18 protein-coding genes and 1 pseudogene are annotated in these 15831 nt (G+C 52.6%); 9 read left to right on the top strand and 10 right to left on the bottom strand.

From position 1 onward, the window contains the following. Positions 1-4 precede the first annotated feature (4 nt). Both HJG54_RS35475 and HJG54_RS13845 read right to left on the bottom strand, forming a co-directional pair. A pseudogene (locus tag HJG54_RS35475) lies at positions 5-346 on the bottom strand (hypothetical protein); the annotation flags it as partial. Continuing rightward, the gene (locus HJG54_RS13845; RefSeq protein WP_316435587.1) at positions 336-878 is read right to left on the bottom strand and encodes a pentapeptide repeat-containing protein; all 543 of its coding nucleotides are present in this window, start codon (positions 876-878) and stop codon (positions 336-338) included. The pseudogene HJG54_RS35475 and the gene HJG54_RS13845, both read right to left, overlap by 11 nt. A gap of 171 nt (positions 879-1049) precedes the next feature. On the opposite strand from HJG54_RS13845, the gene HJG54_RS13840 reads away from it, so the two are divergent. Continuing rightward, on the top strand, positions 1050-2849 hold the full coding sequence (locus HJG54_RS13840; protein ID WP_316435586.1) for an ABC transporter substrate-binding protein: 1800 nt from the start codon (positions 1050-1052) through the stop codon (positions 2847-2849). Positions 2850-3039: 190 nt separating this feature from the next. Here HJG54_RS13840 and HJG54_RS13835 read toward each other — a convergent pair whose 3' ends face one another. The 3 genes from HJG54_RS13835 to HJG54_RS13825 all read right to left on the bottom strand — a co-directional run bounded on the left by HJG54_RS13835 (position 3040) and on the right by HJG54_RS13825 (position 4970). Continuing rightward, a complete protein-coding gene (locus HJG54_RS13835) occupies positions 3040-3927 on the bottom strand; it encodes an NAD(P)-dependent oxidoreductase (RefSeq protein ID WP_316435585.1) in 888 nt (295 codons plus the stop codon). A gap of 74 nt (positions 3928-4001) precedes the next feature. Then, entirely contained in the window at positions 4002-4532 is a 531-nt protein-coding gene (locus tag HJG54_RS13830; RefSeq protein WP_316435584.1) for a DUF4347 domain-containing protein, read from the bottom strand. Between the two features lie 285 nt (positions 4533-4817). Further along, on the bottom strand, positions 4818-4970 hold the full coding sequence (locus HJG54_RS13825) for a hypothetical protein (protein ID WP_316435583.1): 153 nt from the start codon (positions 4968-4970) through the stop codon (positions 4818-4820). Between the two features lie 105 nt (positions 4971-5075). Between HJG54_RS13825 and HJG54_RS13820 the strand changes: the two genes are divergently transcribed. From HJG54_RS13820 to HJG54_RS13790, 7 genes are all read left to right on the top strand, one after another. Next, complete coding sequence (locus HJG54_RS13820; RefSeq protein WP_316435582.1) at positions 5076-5366, top strand: BrnT family toxin; 291 nt, start codon at positions 5076-5078, stop codon at positions 5364-5366. A 34-nt stretch (positions 5367-5400) separates the two neighbouring features. After that, complete coding sequence (locus tag HJG54_RS13815) at positions 5401-5640, top strand: hypothetical protein (protein WP_316435581.1); 240 nt, start codon at positions 5401-5403, stop codon at positions 5638-5640. A 104-nt stretch (positions 5641-5744) separates the two neighbouring features. Beyond that, a complete protein-coding gene (locus HJG54_RS13810) occupies positions 5745-7406 on the top strand; it encodes a CTP synthase (RefSeq protein WP_316435580.1) in 1662 nt (553 codons plus the stop codon). A gap of 153 nt (positions 7407-7559) precedes the next feature. Then, positions 7560-7985, top strand: coding sequence for a hypothetical protein (locus HJG54_RS13805; RefSeq protein ID WP_316435579.1), 426 nt, complete (start codon positions 7560-7562; stop codon positions 7983-7985). Between the two features lie 344 nt (positions 7986-8329). Beyond that, positions 8330-9325 (top strand): tetratricopeptide repeat protein, encoded by a 996-nt coding sequence (locus HJG54_RS13800; protein ID WP_316435578.1) that lies wholly within the window; start codon positions 8330-8332, stop codon positions 9323-9325. Positions 9326-9381: 56 nt separating this feature from the next. Beyond that, positions 9382-9879 carry a pentapeptide repeat-containing protein gene (locus HJG54_RS13795; RefSeq protein WP_316435577.1) on the top strand — a complete coding sequence of 166 codons (498 nt, stop codon included), beginning with the start codon at positions 9382-9384 and terminating at the stop codon, positions 9877-9879. 5 nt (positions 9880-9884) lie between these two features. Beyond that, on the top strand, positions 9885-11021 hold the full coding sequence (locus HJG54_RS13790) for a 5-(carboxyamino)imidazole ribonucleotide synthase (RefSeq protein ID WP_316435576.1): 1137 nt from the start codon (positions 9885-9887) through the stop codon (positions 11019-11021). 9 nt (positions 11022-11030) lie between these two features. On the opposite strand, the gene HJG54_RS13785 is transcribed toward HJG54_RS13790, so the two are convergent. The 5 genes from HJG54_RS13785 to HJG54_RS13765 all read right to left on the bottom strand — a co-directional run bounded on the left by HJG54_RS13785 (position 11031) and on the right by HJG54_RS13765 (position 14806). Next, positions 11031-11606 (bottom strand): NUDIX hydrolase, encoded by a 576-nt coding sequence (locus tag HJG54_RS13785; protein WP_316435575.1) that lies wholly within the window; start codon positions 11604-11606, stop codon positions 11031-11033. A 165-nt stretch (positions 11607-11771) separates the two neighbouring features. Then, on the bottom strand, positions 11772-12239 hold the full coding sequence (gene folK / locus HJG54_RS13780; protein WP_316435574.1) for a 2-amino-4-hydroxy-6-hydroxymethyldihydropteridine diphosphokinase: 468 nt from the start codon (positions 12237-12239) through the stop codon (positions 11772-11774). Positions 12240-12313: 74 nt separating this feature from the next. After that, positions 12314-12553 (bottom strand): 2Fe-2S iron-sulfur cluster-binding protein, encoded by a 240-nt coding sequence (locus HJG54_RS13775; RefSeq protein WP_036005841.1) that lies wholly within the window; start codon positions 12551-12553, stop codon positions 12314-12316. A gap of 266 nt (positions 12554-12819) precedes the next feature. Continuing rightward, a complete protein-coding gene (cobQ, locus tag HJG54_RS13770) occupies positions 12820-14322 on the bottom strand; it encodes a cobyric acid synthase CobQ (RefSeq protein ID WP_316435572.1) in 1503 nt (500 codons plus the stop codon). Positions 14323-14395: 73 nt separating this feature from the next. Then, positions 14396-14806, bottom strand: a complete 411-nt coding sequence (locus HJG54_RS13765) for an Npun_F0494 family protein (protein WP_316435571.1) — start codon at positions 14804-14806, stop codon at positions 14396-14398. 477 nt (positions 14807-15283) lie between these two features. On the opposite strand from HJG54_RS13765, the gene HJG54_RS13760 reads away from it, so the two are divergent. Then, positions 15284-15760, top strand: coding sequence for a bis(5'-nucleosyl)-tetraphosphatase (locus HJG54_RS13760; RefSeq protein WP_316435570.1), 477 nt, complete (start codon positions 15284-15286; stop codon positions 15758-15760). Positions 15761-15831 lie beyond the last annotated feature (71 nt).

Here is a 15831-nt window from a genome sequence, read left to right as displayed (position 1 = left end):
CGTATCGCGTCAGCCCTTTGTCTGCTTTAAAGGTTGTATCGCCATAGGCCACGGCAATTCCATAGCGATCGATCAGATTTTCTAGAGCTTGATAAACCTGATCGGTGGAGGCAACATCCGTGAGTTGAGTCACCGACTTAAACACGACAACAGGTTCCTCTAAACCGGCGGCATCGGTCGGGGGTTGGCTGGAGGATGATAAGGGTGTCTGGTTGCCGCTCTGATTGCTGGTAGGCTGCCAACAGGACGATAGGATTAAGCCGATGAAAATGCAGAGGAGTAAGTTGAGTTTGCTTTGTTTTGAGTGGATGGTCGCGATTTTAGGGACCGCGATTCTACTTATCATAGGCTGTTCCATCGGGCAGGGTGGCTCCAGCAAGATTTGCTCCTTCTAGATTGGCACAGCCGCCGAAGTTAAAGCTCATGGTCGCACCCTGTCCATCTGCGTCGAAGTTGAAATCCAGAATGTGGTCTCGCTGGGTGATGGCTGCTTGACTGGCGGGATCGACCGTCAAATTCACCTTGGCCGTTTCCTGATCGGCTTTTAGATTGAAGTTGACTGTGGCACAACCCAGGTCCGCATCTCGCAGATCCGCCTGTGCTAGGTTAGCGTCGGTGAGAATCGTGTTGTTCAGTTTCGCGCCGCGTAGATTGGCTCCTGCCAGATTTGCAGCGGTCAAATTGATGCCGCTCAGGTCTAACCCTGCTAGATCGGCTCCCTTGAGGTCACAGCCTGTACAATTCTTGCTGCTAAGCAAATGATTAACTAGAAACTGGCGCTTCATTGTGGCCGGACCCTGACGGACAGTGAGGAGTCCTAAACCAACGACGAGAGTGATGATTGTCCAGTGCTTTAGCTTCATGAGATTGAGCACCATGCTCCTATTCAGATGTTGAATCGATTCTGGCAAATTCTACAAGCGGTTTGTGTTCAGTTCCGGACTCAAAAAGCACAGCTCGTGTTCCGATTCACTGATCCGAATCAGCTAGCTTCCCTTATGCTGAGACAATGGCTGGAACGCAGGGATTTCCGCCTTTATGCTGGACCGATGACTATCACCGTTACCGTTCGTCGCTGGTTGTTAGGGCTGCTGTTAATTTGCTTGGTGGCAGCTGGCCTCGCTGGCTGTACTGGTCTCAGAACTAGGGCGGCAACAGGAACCCAGCTTGTGCTTAGCACAATCCAAGACCCCAAAACCTTTAACTATGCGCTGAACCAGGAGTTTCCTAGTATTTTTCTGTTTTGCTATCGAGGGTTGACGCGCGAAGAAGGTACTACCGGCAAACTCCAGCCCGACTTGGCCGAATCCTGGGAGATCTCGCCGGACCAGCGGCAGGTGGTGTTTACCCTGCGGGAAGGGCTGCAATGGTCTGATGGAGCACCGCTCACCGCAGATGATGTAGTGTTTACCTATCGGGATGTGATTTTTAATCCCAAAATTCCGGCTGAGTCACAAGAAGCGCTGCGGATTGGTCCAGAACGGCAATTACCCGACGTGCAAAAGCTGGACGACCGCCGGATTCAGTTCACCCTGGCAGAACCATTTGCGCCCTTTCTTGCCGCCACCGCTGGCCCTCCCACCGATATCGTCATCCTGCCCAAGCACAAGCTGGAGCAATCGGTGCAAACCTTGGATGCCAACGGCAATCCCCTGTTTCTCTCCACTTGGGGCACCGGCACTGATCCAAACGAAATCGTCGTCAATGGTCCTTACCAGATTGCTGAATATCGACCGGGCGAGCGTGTAATTTTTCGTCGCAATCCCTACTTTTGGCAAAAAGATACCCAGGGCCAGCCGTTGCCCTATGTAGATCGCATCGTTTGGCAAATTGCCGAATCCACCGATACCCAGCTTTTAGCCTTTCGCTCCGGTGATCTAGATGCCATGGGGGATGTACGTCCACTGCGGCCCGAATATTTTGAGCTGCTGAAACGCGAGGAAAGGCGGGGCCGATTTACGGTTTATACCGGCGGTGAATGGTCGGGAACAACCTTTATTGCCTTTAACTTGAATCAGGCGAAGAACGCTAGAGGACAGTCATTAGTGAATCCAATTAAATCGCGCTGGTTCAATCATGTAGCCTTTCGACAGGCGGTTGCCTATGGGATTAATCGTCCCCGCCTGATCAACAATATCTATCGCGGTATCAGCACCACGCAGAACTCGCCCATCTCGGTGCAAAGTCCCTATTTTCTTGCACCCGAAGCCGGCCTGCCCGTGTATGACTATGACCCAGCCAAAGCCAAGCAGCTCCTGCTATCTGCCGGATTTCAATACAACGCCAACAATCAATTGCTCGATGCTGAGGGCAACCCGGTAGAATTCACCCTGATTACCAACGCTGGTAACAAAATCCGCGAAGCGATGGGCAGCCAAATTCGGGAAGACTTGGCTCAGATCGGCATCCGGGTCAACTTTAGCCCGATTACCTTCAATACGCTAATCACCAAAACCAGCGACACCCGCGACTGGGACTGTGTGCTGGTCGGTTTCACCGGCGGCATCGAACCCCACGGCGGAGCTAACCTGTGGATGAGCAACGGTAGCTCGCATTTGTTTAATCTCGGTCCCCAACCAGGCCAGCCGCCGCTCACTGGTTGGGTCGTTTCCGACTGGGAACAGGAAATCGACCGTTTGTTCAACGCCGGAGCACGCGAGTTTGATCCCGCGAAACGCAAACCTTTCTACGACCAGTTCCAAATCGTGGTGCAGCAGCAGTTGCCGGTAATTCATCTGGTCAACGAAATAGCCCTGATGGCCGTGCGCGATCGCGTCACCGGAGTGAAGTACAACGGCCTGCCGAGCTGGGGGTTGTGGAATGTGGAGGAACTGCGGGTGGAGGAGTGAGGAGTAAGCAGGAGTCAGGAGTCGGGCTTCCCAGAGCGTCAGCCGACAGGAGTCGGGAGTCAGGAGTCAAGAGTCAGAATGAACGCTGCGGTGGTTTTTGGTCTACTATTGCCTACGAGCGCTATCTGGCAAAAGGGGGTATGCTAACGCCCAAGCTATCGGTCGCAGCACCATCTGAATCGTGGCGGTTTTACTCTGCATTGGTTTCCTCCAGAGATGATGGGTTCGCTGGATTAACAGCCGCAAATAGGGCCGAATAGTCTGCCTCGGCTAAACCAAGCTGACAGGCCATTTCTAGAATTTGCCGCACCCCGGTGAGGCTGTCAACTTGAAGGCCAGCAGCTTTGGCTTCGGTGAGAAACAGGTTGGTGTCTTTGAGCAAATGCTTGGTGGGAAAATTGGGATTAGCGTAGTTTTGCTCGACCATGCGCTGAAGTTTTTTGTCAAATGTAGGAGCATAGAGCGCACTCTGCCGCAGAATCTGCATAAAGGTTTCCACCTCCACCCCCTGACGCTGTACCAACCCCAAACTGAGGCCAAAGGCCGTTGTTAGGGCCGCAATTAACTGATTCAAAGCCAGCTTGAGGGCAGCGGCAGTGCCCACTTCACCAATCAGGACTGGTGTTCCTAAATGAGACAACAGCGGTGCCCACTGCTGGAACTGAGCCGGCGTAGCTCCTACCATGACTTGCAGGGTACCGGCCTTGGCTTCTGGAATACTGCCCAGTACCGGAGCCTCCAGATACTCGCCACCATTGGCTTGCACTGCTTCGGCAATCCAACGGCTTTCGCTTGGCCCAATCGTCCCCATCTGGATCAGCGTCCGTCCGGCCAGACTAGGTGTTACGTCTTCGGCCAAAATTACGGTCTGGATTGCTGCCGCATCGCTCAACATCAAAATTACCGCATTGCACTGATGCAGTAGATCTGGCACCGAGGCTGCAAGTTCTACGCCCAACTGCTGCAAAGATGTCAGTTTTTCCGGTGTGCGGTTGTACGCGACTAGAGCCACCCGGTTCGCCAGCAGCCGCTCCGCCATCGGTGCACCCATCAAGCCAGTCCCAATTACGCCAATCATTCGGTGCGCCTCAACTCACTATCAAACTTGCTCTCAGAATAGACTAGTCCCAAACTAGCCATAAACCTCACAACCTAGTCGAGTAGATCCATCCATTGGCTCCAGGTAGCTGCATCATCTGAGCCAGAGCAATCGGATTCTGGAGCGTGGTTTGGCTGACCCGTAACCGCAACAACTGCTCCCGTCAATTGGCTCAATCGCCCCATCAAGGCCATTCCTGCCGTACCCATTACCACCTCGCCCCAGAGCAGAATGCTAGCATCCGGTGTCAAGATCCGTTGCCAGGTTTGAAATTGATGACTGTAGGCTTCTATTGTAGAGAGGTTGAGCCGTGCTGAGCCAATTTGCACAGTTCCAGGCGCACTAGCCGTAAAGATTTGCAGTCGTCTCACAGAGCTGTGGCCCAACAAAACTTCAGTGACTTGCTCAATCCCATCACGGTTTGCATCCAGCAGCACCACTTCCAAGCCCGCATCAATACTGCCAATTAACGGCAGATGATTGATAAAGGTAGCATCAACAAAGGCCAGTATCTGGGTGCTATTTGCTACCAGGCAAGATTGATTTAACCGAACAGATGGCGTGGAAGGCTGGAGAATCAACATAGCAGCAAGAGGTAAAAGCGGGACGAGTTTCAGCAGTCGTATGAATAGATACCAGTGTCACGCTTAGAGTACCCAAGTCTGAGATGGGTTCAACGCAGCAACAGTTCGCTGTGTTATTCTGACTCCTTGAATTTGGATTCTGACTTATGTTTTTGACTCCGAATTCCAAATACAGCGTTTTTCACTCATGTGAGGGATGGAGGTGTGAGGACGAAGCCCCCACTCAGGGGCACTGCCCCTACACCCCGTTTTTCATACTTCACTAGCCTGAAAAAGGCTGTAAATTTATTGAATCAACATCGTCATGTACTTATCTCGCCCACAGGGAGCGGGAATCAGCAGAGTGAAGCGGCTGCGGTCGGCCGCAATCTGCTGGACGTAGAACTCGTTGATTTGGTGGATCAGCTGGTCTTTCGTGTCAATAATCCAGATTTGCACGCCAGCATGATCGCTCCATCAAGCTGTTGCTACCAGTGAAAATATTCGACCTTCTGAAGCGTATTGACAATGTAAATACACCTGGCTACACTTCAAAGCATGGATATGTATTTCGTGCTAAACGGCATTACGTTTGTGTGGGACGCTGATAAAGCGCGGAGTAACCCTAGCAAACATGATGGCATTACATTTCAGCAAGCGGCTGAAGCGTTTTTTGACCCATTTTTGATTGTTGTGGATGCAAGCCGTAACCATGAAGCACGCGATGCAGTAATTGGCATGGATGTTCGATGGAATTTACTTTACGTCGTTCATATCGAGTATGAAGGTGACATGATTCGGATTATCTCAGCCCGAAAAGCAACTCGTCAGGAGCGAGCAGAGTATGAAAGTTGAAGCACTCAAAAAACGATTGGATAAAAACCGTCCCATGACTAGTATCACCATTCGCATTCCCGAAGATGTAGTCGATGATTTGAAGCGGCTGGCACCCTTACTTGGTTTTTCTGGCTACCAACCGTTGATTCGTGCCTATATTGGTCAGGGACTGCGAGCCGATTTAGAGCGGTTCGAGAGCGAAACTGTAACTGCATTGATCGCGAGTTTGAAGCGACATGGTGTGAGTGATGCGGTGATTGAAACAGCGTTGGGTGAAATTACCCACAGTTAGCCTGAGTAATGGAAGCCCTGCTCGTGCTCTTCCACGCCAAACCCGCCATCCGATGCCACAATAGATGGGTTAAAATCTGGCGGTGAGTGAATGGGCAGGTGATTATGACGAAATTTGTCTTTGTTACGGGTGGAGTTGTTTCTAGTATCGGCAAAGGCATTGTGGCGGCTAGTTTGGGCCGGCTGCTGAAGTCGCGCGACTATTCGGTTTCCATTCTCAAACTCGATCCCTACATTAATGTCGATCCGGGCACGATGAGTCCGTTTCAGCATGGGGAAGTGTTTGTGACGCGAGACGGAGCCGAAACGGATTTGGACTTAGGCCACTACGAGCGGTTTACCGATACTTCCATGTCGCGGCTTAACAGTGTGACGACGGGTTCGATCTATCAGGCCGTGCTCAACAAAGAACGACGCGGCGACTATATGGGCGGCACCGTGCAGGTGATTCCCCATATCACCAACGAAATCAAAGAACGCATCCTGCGCGTCGCCAAAGACACCAATCCCGATGTGGTGATTACCGAAATTGGTGGCACCGTGGGCGACATCGAGTCCCTGCCGTTTCTGGAGGCGATTCGTCAGTTCCGCAAAGATGTGGGCGGACGCCGCAATGTGATTTATGCTCACGTGACGCTGGTGCCCTGGATTCCGTCGGCGGGCGAGATGAAAACCAAGCCGACCCAGCACTCGGTAAAAGAACTGCGCTCGATTGGGATTCAGCCGGATATTCTGGTTTGCCGCTGCGATCGGCCCCTGCCGCCCGGACTGAAAGACAAGATGTCCGAATTCTGCGATGTACCGGTGGAGTGCGTGATCACCTCCCAGGATGCTAGCAGTATCTACGAAGTGCCGCTCACCCTGGAGCGCGAAGGCTTGGCCCATCAGGTGTTGGACTTGTTACAGCTCGAACAGCGCCAGCCTGACCTGAGCGAATGGCAAACCCTAGTGGATCGGCTGCACCACCCGCAGCAAACTGTGGAAGTGGCGATTGTGGGCAAATATGTCCGCCTCAGCGACGCCTATCTGTCGGTTGTGGAATCTCTGCGGCATGCGGCGATTGCTGCCTGTACCGAGCTACGTCTGCGCTGGGTTAACTCAGAAGATATTGAACCGCATACGGTAGAGCGATTATTGGCGGGAGTGAATGCGATTGTGGTGCCGGGGGGGTTTGGATCACGCGGAATTGACGGTAAAATTACCGCAATTAAATACGCTCGTGGACACAAGATTCCATTTTTGGGGTTATGTTTAGGAATGCAGTGTTCGGTTATTGAATGGGCACGCCATGTGGCAAACCTAGAAGATGCCAACAGCACTGAATTTGATATTAGCTGCCAGAATCCGGTGATTGCCCTGCTGCCAGAACAGCAAGATGTGGTGGATTTGGGCGGCACGATGCGCCTCGGCCTCTATCCTTGCCGGATCACGCCCCAAACCCTGACCGAAAAACTCTATGGCGAAGAGGTGGTTTACGAACGGCACCGGCACCGCTATGAATTCAACAACGCCTACCGCAATTTGTTTCTGGAAACAGGCTACAAAATCAGCGGTACTTCGCCCGATGGTCGCCTAGTCGAAATCATCGAGTTACCCGATCATCCCTTCTTTATCGCCACCCAGTTTCATCCAGAGTTTCAGTCCAGTCCCAGCAAACCCCATCCCCTCTTTCACGGGCTGATTCAGGCGGCAATTGGCAAACTAGAACCAATGCCGACAGCGGTAGTGGAACCGGCAGCCGCTCCCCTCAGCGATGTAATCGGTTGAAACCATTCCGTTAACGTCACCCCCAATACGGAAAGTTTCGGCCTATCCCCTTAGGCTCGGTGAGGAGGCAGCATTCAGGTGCGTACGCACTGCTTTGCTCCGATCTGTGCTGATTGTGCAACACCGGGTCAGGCGAAAAGATCCGTTCCAAATATGAAAGGGGTGATTCAGTATCTTTATCAGCTCAAGTTAGGTAAAGCCATTCTTTGGTGTTACCTAATTTGGTACTTGGTGACGGTTTACTTTCATTTCGATCCTTCGCCCAAACTGTGGATCAATTCTCTTGGAATCAGCGCTGTGATTGGCACTGGACTGGTGCTTAGCGTTTCGGCAGGCGAGAGGGGGAGAAAAGACCATTGGCAGACCTTCCGGCTATATTTGATGCCCTTTTGCGTCTCCAGTTTCTCGGCCCTAATTAAGGGAAAAGGGTTCATCGTAGTTATCTCACCCAGCCTCAGGGAAACGCTGGTGGCAATCGTGTGCTGCGGTTTGTTTCTGGCGCTGATTCTAGTGGTTAAACAACATTTTGCGAAACGCTCGTGCCCAAGCGTCACTGGGAAAGTAGATCCGGGAAAGTAAGAGGATGTTTGAAACGTATCAAACGTGTTGCATTGCCCCCCAACCCCCCACGAGTGGGGGACTTCCGATCCCGTATGTCTGGTTCACAGTCCCCCATGGATGGGGGATGGAGGGGGCTGGTTCAACGTCCCCCCTCGCGCTTCGAGCGCGGCAACCAACAGAATGGGGGATGTAGGGGGCGGTTTGGGTTGCATCGGCGACTTTTAAAACACCCTCTAACGTTGTTTTTGGTGATCAATTCAGAAGTTTTATGCTCATTTTTGCTGTCCTAGGCTAAAATTCCTGGCGACAAGACGCTAAACGGCTGTCCAACCGGAAACCAGAATCGAGCACTAGAGCAACGCATGAGCAGGAATCAGCAGATGGTCAAAATTTGGCGAATCGTGACCCTAGGCGCGGGGATATTGCTACTCGCTTCACCCAGCGTGGCTCAAACGCCCTCCAGCCTGCTGGCTCAAGCCAATGGTGCGCCCAACCCGGCCCCCAATCCATCAACTGGCCAACCGGCATCACCGGCTCCTCCAACCAATGGGCCAACGGCTGAGTCTCAGTTAGCGCTGGGGCTGGACTATATCCAGCAGGGTCACGTGGATCAGGCGGTTGCCGCTTTTCAACAGGCCGTTGCTCTCAATCCAAGACTGGCAGCAGCTCACTACAATCTCGGTTTAGCTTTACGGCAGCAGGGACACTTGCAGACAGCAGCTACCTCGTTTTATCAGGCGATCCAGGCCGATCCCAACTTTGCTATGTCCTACGCCAATTTAGGCGCAGCGCTGCTAGAAGGCGGCAACCTCACTCAGGCGGAACAGTACCTGCAGCGCGCAATCCAGCTTGATCCCAACATGGCGCTGGCTCACTACAACATGGGTTTGGTGAAACGGCAGCAGGGCAATCTCCAGGAGGCGGTGACAGCATTTCGCAAAGCGATGAATTTAAGTTCTAGCGCCGCAGAACCAGCCTATCATTTGGGATTGCTCTACCTACAGCAGGGGCAGGTGCGCGATGCCGTGGAAGCCTTACAAAAAGCGGTAACGATTAATCCGCAATATGCTGAAGCCCACTACAGCTTGGGTACGATCTGGTATCAGCGAGGCAATTTCGAGGAGGCGCTGAATGCCTTTCGCCGCTCGGCAGAGGCCAACCCCAATTATCCCAATGCCTACTACGGAGCCGGACTAGTATTTTTGCGTCAGGGCAAACCAACCGATGCTCAGCAAGTGCTGCAACATGCCAGAGATTTGTTTGCAGCGCAGCAAAATCTACCCTGGGCCAACAGTGCCGCCCAACTGCTTCAGCAGGCCCAAACGATGAATGTGGCTCCCCAGCCTCAACCTCAATAGCAATTCTCGATAAGATATCCTCGATAAGATGGATAGAGAGAAATAGAGTGAACATCATGGGGCGCTTGGCTAAATGTCTTTTGATTGTGCTGTTGAGCTGGAGCCTGAGCTGGGCTTGGAGCTTACCGGCTGAAGCAGACTGGACAATACCGATGTCCTTCAGCAATGCGGATTTGCACGGACGGGATTTTTCTGGGCAGGAGCTGCAAGGGTCAGAATTTTCTAACGCGCATCTAGAACGAACTAGCTTTGCCGAGGCAGATGTGCGGGGGGTGGTGTTTAGTGCTTCGGTGCTGACCCAGGCCAATCTGCACGCAGCAGACTTGACGAACGCGATGGCCGATCAGGTTAACTTTGCGGGTGCAGATCTAAGCGATGCCGTTTTGGTCGAAACGATTTTGCTGCGCTCGACGTTCAAGAACACGGATATTACTGGCGCAGACTTCAGTGACGCGATTCTGGATGGCGCTCAGGTGAAGGAACTCTGTCAGCATGCCAGCGGCGTCAACTCTAAAACGGGTGTGGCTACACGAGACTCTTTGGGATGCCGATAGGAGCAATGATGAAACGAGTTGGAGTAATCGGCGGCGGTCAGTTGGCTTGGATGATGGCAGCGGGTGCTCGCAAGCTGGGCCTTCAACTGCTGGTGCAAACGCCTAACCCCACCGATCCGGCTGTGGCAATTGCCAGCGCCACCGTTTTTGCTCCGGTAGATGACGCCACCGCGACGGCTAAACTCGCCAGCCAGTGCGATGTGATTACGTTCGAGAACGAATTTGTTGACCTACCGGCCCTGTCCCAGATCGCGGCAGCTAGGTTCTATCCCACGCTTGATTCTCTCAAACCGCTGTTAGACAAGCTGGATCAGCGTCAGTTTTTGCAGCGCATCGGTGTGCCTACGCCGCGATTTCTGGCCGTTGAGGGCGAAGATGGGGAATTCAGGCACACAGTTTTGCAATTTGGTCTACCTGCCGTTCTCAAGGCCCGCCGTCACGGATATGACGGTCAGGGTACTTTTATCTTGCAGCATCCTGAGTCAGACTTGCCGAAAGCTGCCCCCAACCAATGGCTGCTAGAGGAGTTCATTCCCTTCGAGTGTGAGTTAGCCGTAATGGCTGCTCGTTCCATTGATGGCGAGGTGGTGATCTACCCGACGGTGGAAACCCAGCAGGAACAGCAGGTTTGCCGGCGCGTCTATGTAACGGCGTTTGCCCCAGCCATCACAGCTCAGGTCGAAGCAATTGCCCGCCGCATTCTAGACGCATTGAACTATGTTGGCGTCATTGGAATTGAGTTTTTCCTCGACCGCGACGGCAACGTATTGGTTAATGAACTGGCTCCCCGCACCCACAACTCCGGCCACTACAGCCTCGATGCCTGCGTCACCTCCCAGTTTGAGCAGCAGTTGCGGGCTGTTTGCGGGTTGTCCTTGGGCAGCCCCCAGTTGATTTCAACAGGAGCCGTGATGGTGAATCTGTTAGGCTATGAAACCTCCAGCAGCGACTATGCGGAAAAACGCCAGCGCCTCAGCCAATTTCCCCAAGCCCATGTCTACTGGTATGGCAAAACCTCCCGTCCAGGCCGCAAACTGGGGCATGTCACAGTCCTCCTGAACGACAATCAGGATCGGATGGAAGCCGAGGCGATTGCTCAAGCGATTGAGCAGCACTGGTATGGCAGCCCCCAGGTCGGCTAGGTTGCGCTGCTACTGGTCACGAGCACCGTTGGAGGAGCCGTTCAGAAACGGACGGGCCAGAAAGAAGCTACAAATCGACTTGGCATCGATTGGATCGCCGCGCATAATCGCCTGCTCCAACTCTTCAGGTGTGAGCAAAACGGTTTCCATGTCTTCGTCTTCATCTTGACCGGGTGGGGTTTCCAGCTTTTCCAGATCCTGGGCCAGAAAGGCGTAAATTACCTCATCCGAATAGCCAGGAGCCAAAAAGAATTTGCCCAGCGCCTGCCATTGATGAGCGCGGTAGCCGGTTTCCTCTTCGATTTCGCGCCGGATCGTGGTGGCCGGGTCTTCATCGGGTTCCACTGTACCCGCCGGAAACTCTAAGATCCGTCCTTGAGTTGTAAAGCGATACTGGCGCACCAAAACCAATTTGCCATCAGGCGTCACCGGCACCGCTAAAGCACCTCCCGGATGGCGGACACATTCCCAGTCGCCTTCGGCTTGATTTGGCAAGCGCAACCGGTTGACCTCAAAGTTGAATTTACGTCCCTTATAAAACAGCTTTTGGCGTAACAATTGGGGTGGTTCGGGTCCGATGGGCATGGTTGGAGAAGTTTTGAGTTTTGAGTTTTGAGTTTTGAGTTTTGGTAGCGTAGCCTATCGTAGCAGTAGTTCTGAGTTCTCAGTTTGAGCTGAAATAAATTTCGTTTTTCGGGTTTTGCGTAACTACCCTAACACTGATTGAACCCATGGTCCGTAACTCAAAACTCAAAACTTAGAACTTAAAACTCGCACTGAAGAGCAGTCTACCTGCCGAACCAGCTGGGCGATCGATTTTTGGGAAACGGGTTCGATCCAATCGGGGGCAATGTTGTTGAGCGGCACCAAGACAAAGGCGCGTTCCGTCATGCGCGGATGGGGAATTTGTAGATTGGGCAACTGCAAGATTAAGTCATCAAATAACAACAAATCGAGATCGAGCAGGCGGGGACCCCAACGTTCTCGCCGCACCCGGCCAAACTGCGCTTCGGTTCGCAGCAGCGTCTCCAAAAAAGCCGTTGGCTCCAACGTCGTGCTAAACAAAGCGCAGGCATTGAGGTAGTCAGGCTGGGGCGGACCCACGGCAGCGGTTTGATAGATCGGCGATTGGGCTTGCAGGATGATCCCCGGACTGTGGGCCAAGGTTTTGAGCGCCGCCTCTAAAATGGCGTAGGAATCTCCCAAATTACTGCCCATAGCTACTGCTGCTTGATGGACAGGCAATTGAGAATCAGGTGAATTAGGCATGTAGAAATTAAAACGTAAATCCTCTACCAGGTGGGATCGACAAACAAATTGATTGTCAGCTCTTGGCAACCTGGAGGGACCGAACTGATGCAAGCACAGATGATCTTGCCGTCCTCCAGCTCGACTTCGCAGGCATGGCACGATCCCATCAAACAGCCGGTCGGAATTGACAATCCGGCTCGGCTAGCAACGCGCAGTAGGGGTTCGCCGACTTCGGCTGCGATTGTGACATCGTCTGGAAGGAACCGAATTTGCACGCTCATTGACTTGGTTGAGTAAGGGTTTGGTACCAGTTAGTGAAACAGTCAACAGTTCCAGTATGCAGCATGAACCCCTTTGCCTGGAGGTTTGGGATGGAGGAGTTAGGAAACAGGAGTCAGGCGTCAGCAGTTAGGAGCTAGAAGTAGCCGTAGGGGTGGCTTTTGCAGCTAGGTGAACAGTCTAGCAGAGCATCCATTGACTTGACTTGACTTGACTCTGTCCCTACAGGAGTTAAACCCCATTCTGTCTCCTGCCTCCTGCCTTCCATCTACTTACTATCCAAATGGTTCAGAATCGGCGTCAGGTCCAGGTGTTTTCCAATCGCTTCAGCGATGCTGTCCAGCATGGTTTCCCGCTGCTCTCGATAGTTGGAAATGCCCGTTGGTAGGGATTTTAAGCCGCGCTGCTGCCGCAGCCGATTCAGCCAAGCTCGCCGCCAGGGGCCGTTATCGAAAATGCCGTGCAGGTAGGTCCCCCAAATCGACTGGGTGACATCCACCGCGCCTAGGTTGGAATCATCGAACAGGGTTTGAAATTGAGGTTTGCCAGTTTCGGGATCGGGTTCGATCGCCAGGTGACTACGCCCTTGATGCAGCTCATAGCCAGCAACCGGCAGCCCCGCCTGCGGAGAGTTAGACGTGACTAATCGCTGCCGCGCTACTTTTTGGCCAGTAATTACTGTCTTAAGGGGAAACAAGCCCAGCCCCCGATAGCGACCTTCCTGCCCCTCCACTCCTTCCGGATCGGCTAGGACTTTGCCCATCATTTGATAGCCGCCGCAAATACCGAGAATCGTGCCGCCAGCCGCAACGTAGTTTTGAATTGCCTCTGCCATGCCGGTTCGCTGCATTGCTACTAAATCGGCAATCGTAGTTTTAGAACCAGGTAGAATCACTGCATCTGGATAGCCAAGCGAGTCGCGCAACCCCACATAGCGCACGGTAACGCTGGGTTCCGATTCTAGCGGGTCAAAGTCGGTAAAGTTAGAGATGCGCGGTAGCCGAATCACGGCAATCGTAATTTCGTTAGCGGCGTTTTCGCCTTTGCGATCTAGCAGGGACAGAGAATCCTCGGCAGGAAAGGAATTTTCAAAATAGGGCACCACGCCAATCACCGGAATACCCGTGCGTTCCTGCAACCAATCGATCCCAGACTGTAACAGCGACCGCTGCCCCCGAAACTTGTTGATCACAATGCCCTTCACGAGTGCACGCTCATCCGGTTCCAACAATTCCAACGTGCCGACCACATGGGCAAACGCCCCGCCGCGATCGATATCTACCACCAGCAGAGTAGGGGCATTCAGGTATTTGGCGACTCGCATGTTAGTTAAGTCACGATGGCGCAGGTTGATTTCCGCTGGGCTGCCTGCCCCCTCGCAAATCAGCAGATCAAATTCCTCACCCAAGCGCTGCAACGATTCTTCAATTGCCTGCCAACCTGGTTCAAAAAACTGCTCGTAGTAGTCGGCCGCGCCCACCTTGCCAGCGGCTCTGCCCTTCAGAATCACCTGGGACGTCATATCGCCTTGGGGCTTGAGTAGAATCGGGTTCATCTCCACCCGTGGGGCAATGCCAGCGGCCCACGCCTGCACTGCCTGCGCATGACCGATTTCTCCCCCAGAAGCAGTGACATAGGCATTGAGCGCCATGTTTTGCCCCTTAAACGGAGCCACGCGCCAGCCCCGTCGGCTTAAAATCCGACAGAGCGCTGTACAGAGCAGCGACTTCCCAGCGTGAGATGTCGTTCCCACAACCATGATGGCTTTCATGCCAGTCCTCCTTCATCCCTCTATATCATTGCTATGCAGAAGCAAGCGATTCCCTCAGGTCGCTCCACCGCTGCTAAAGCGGCTGTAACCAATCCGGCAAACGAAGCCATCGACTCAGGGAATTATATAAACGATCGCGCCAGTTCGCGGCAGGAAGCTTACCTCCTTGCTGCCACTGTTCCACCAACAGATGCCCCAATGGGGTCAAGCGAAAGCTGCTGGTCAACCCCTGACCATCCACCTCTCGCCGTAATAGTCCCACCTGAATTAACCAAAGCATTAACTGCTCGACCGCCATTTCTGGAAGCGGCTGCTGGCTGTATCCATTTTCAACGCCTGCAGATCCGGCAATCGCCCTGATATCTACACTTTGCCGCCGCATCGTTGTAAACAATTTCAATTGAAAGGGAGCACAACGAACAGCTCGTTCGGCTCGCTCTAGGGTTGCGGGAGAATATCGCGGCACCTTTGCAGTGGAAGTCATAGGGCACTATGTATCTGGGGCTACTAATCTACCTAATCCTACACCGACATGCTCTGTAAGTTGTGCAGTTTAGCTAAGCTGCGAATCAAACTGGAGCTACTATATTGCCCTCTATATTATGGCTTTTCTCAAAGTTGGGGCGATTTTAATCCTGGTAATTCCATCCGGACGCTCTAAATGATTGTCTAATTCTCACTACTTTTATTTTGCTGGTCCATTCACCCTAGCGTTTGATATCAATTCGCATAGTACTAAAACAACATTGAGTAAGCGACAATTCCGATAGCAAGTATGGCATCAGGATGCGCGCGTTTTTCCTGATGGTTTTTCTGATGGCTCTTCTGGGGAGTGCTTCGACCTTTGTAACTAGCTTTGTAACTAGCTTTGTAACTAGCTTTGTAAACTAAGGTTAGCGAGGCGATATGGCTGTTACCAACGTGAAATCAGAACCAGCAGTAGCAACTTTAGGAACGAACGATGGCGAGTAATAATGGCGTAGACGATCAAGCCTTTGGAATTGTGCCCATTTTGGCAGCATCTGGAGGGTCTAGTCCAGAAGTTGACGCAGAAAAATATTTGCTGATTCAGCATCAAGCAGGGCACTGGGGATTCCCCAAGGGGCACGCCGAGTTGGGCGAAACGCCAATTGAGTCAGCCTGTCGAGAGTTTGAAGAAGAAACAGGAATTCGCGCCTATCGGCTAATTGGCACCACCAGTTTTAGTGAAACCTATACCGTCTTTAAAAAAAGCAAAACGCTACGCAAAACGGTAACTTATTTTGTGGCTCTCGTGAATTCAGCAGAGGTGAACTATCAGGCTGACGAGATCCGCGATTATGCCTGGCTACCGTTCCAAGCTGCGCTGGAGCAAATCACCTTTGTGCAAAGCAAACAGCTTCTGATTCAAGTCAATGATTATTTCCGAACTAATTTGGGGAACCTGCTCAACATCTAGACAAGGGTAGAAAAAATTGAGGCGAAAGGTCTATCTCATGGACGAGGGCTGAGCCGTGCCACGATTGTTAA

The organism is Leptolyngbya sp. NK1-12 (genome assembly GCF_032598965.1).
Taxonomy (GTDB): Bacteria; Cyanobacteriota; Cyanobacteriia; order Elainellales; family Elainellaceae; genus Elainella.
This window is presented reverse-complemented; position numbering and strand designations above follow the sequence as displayed.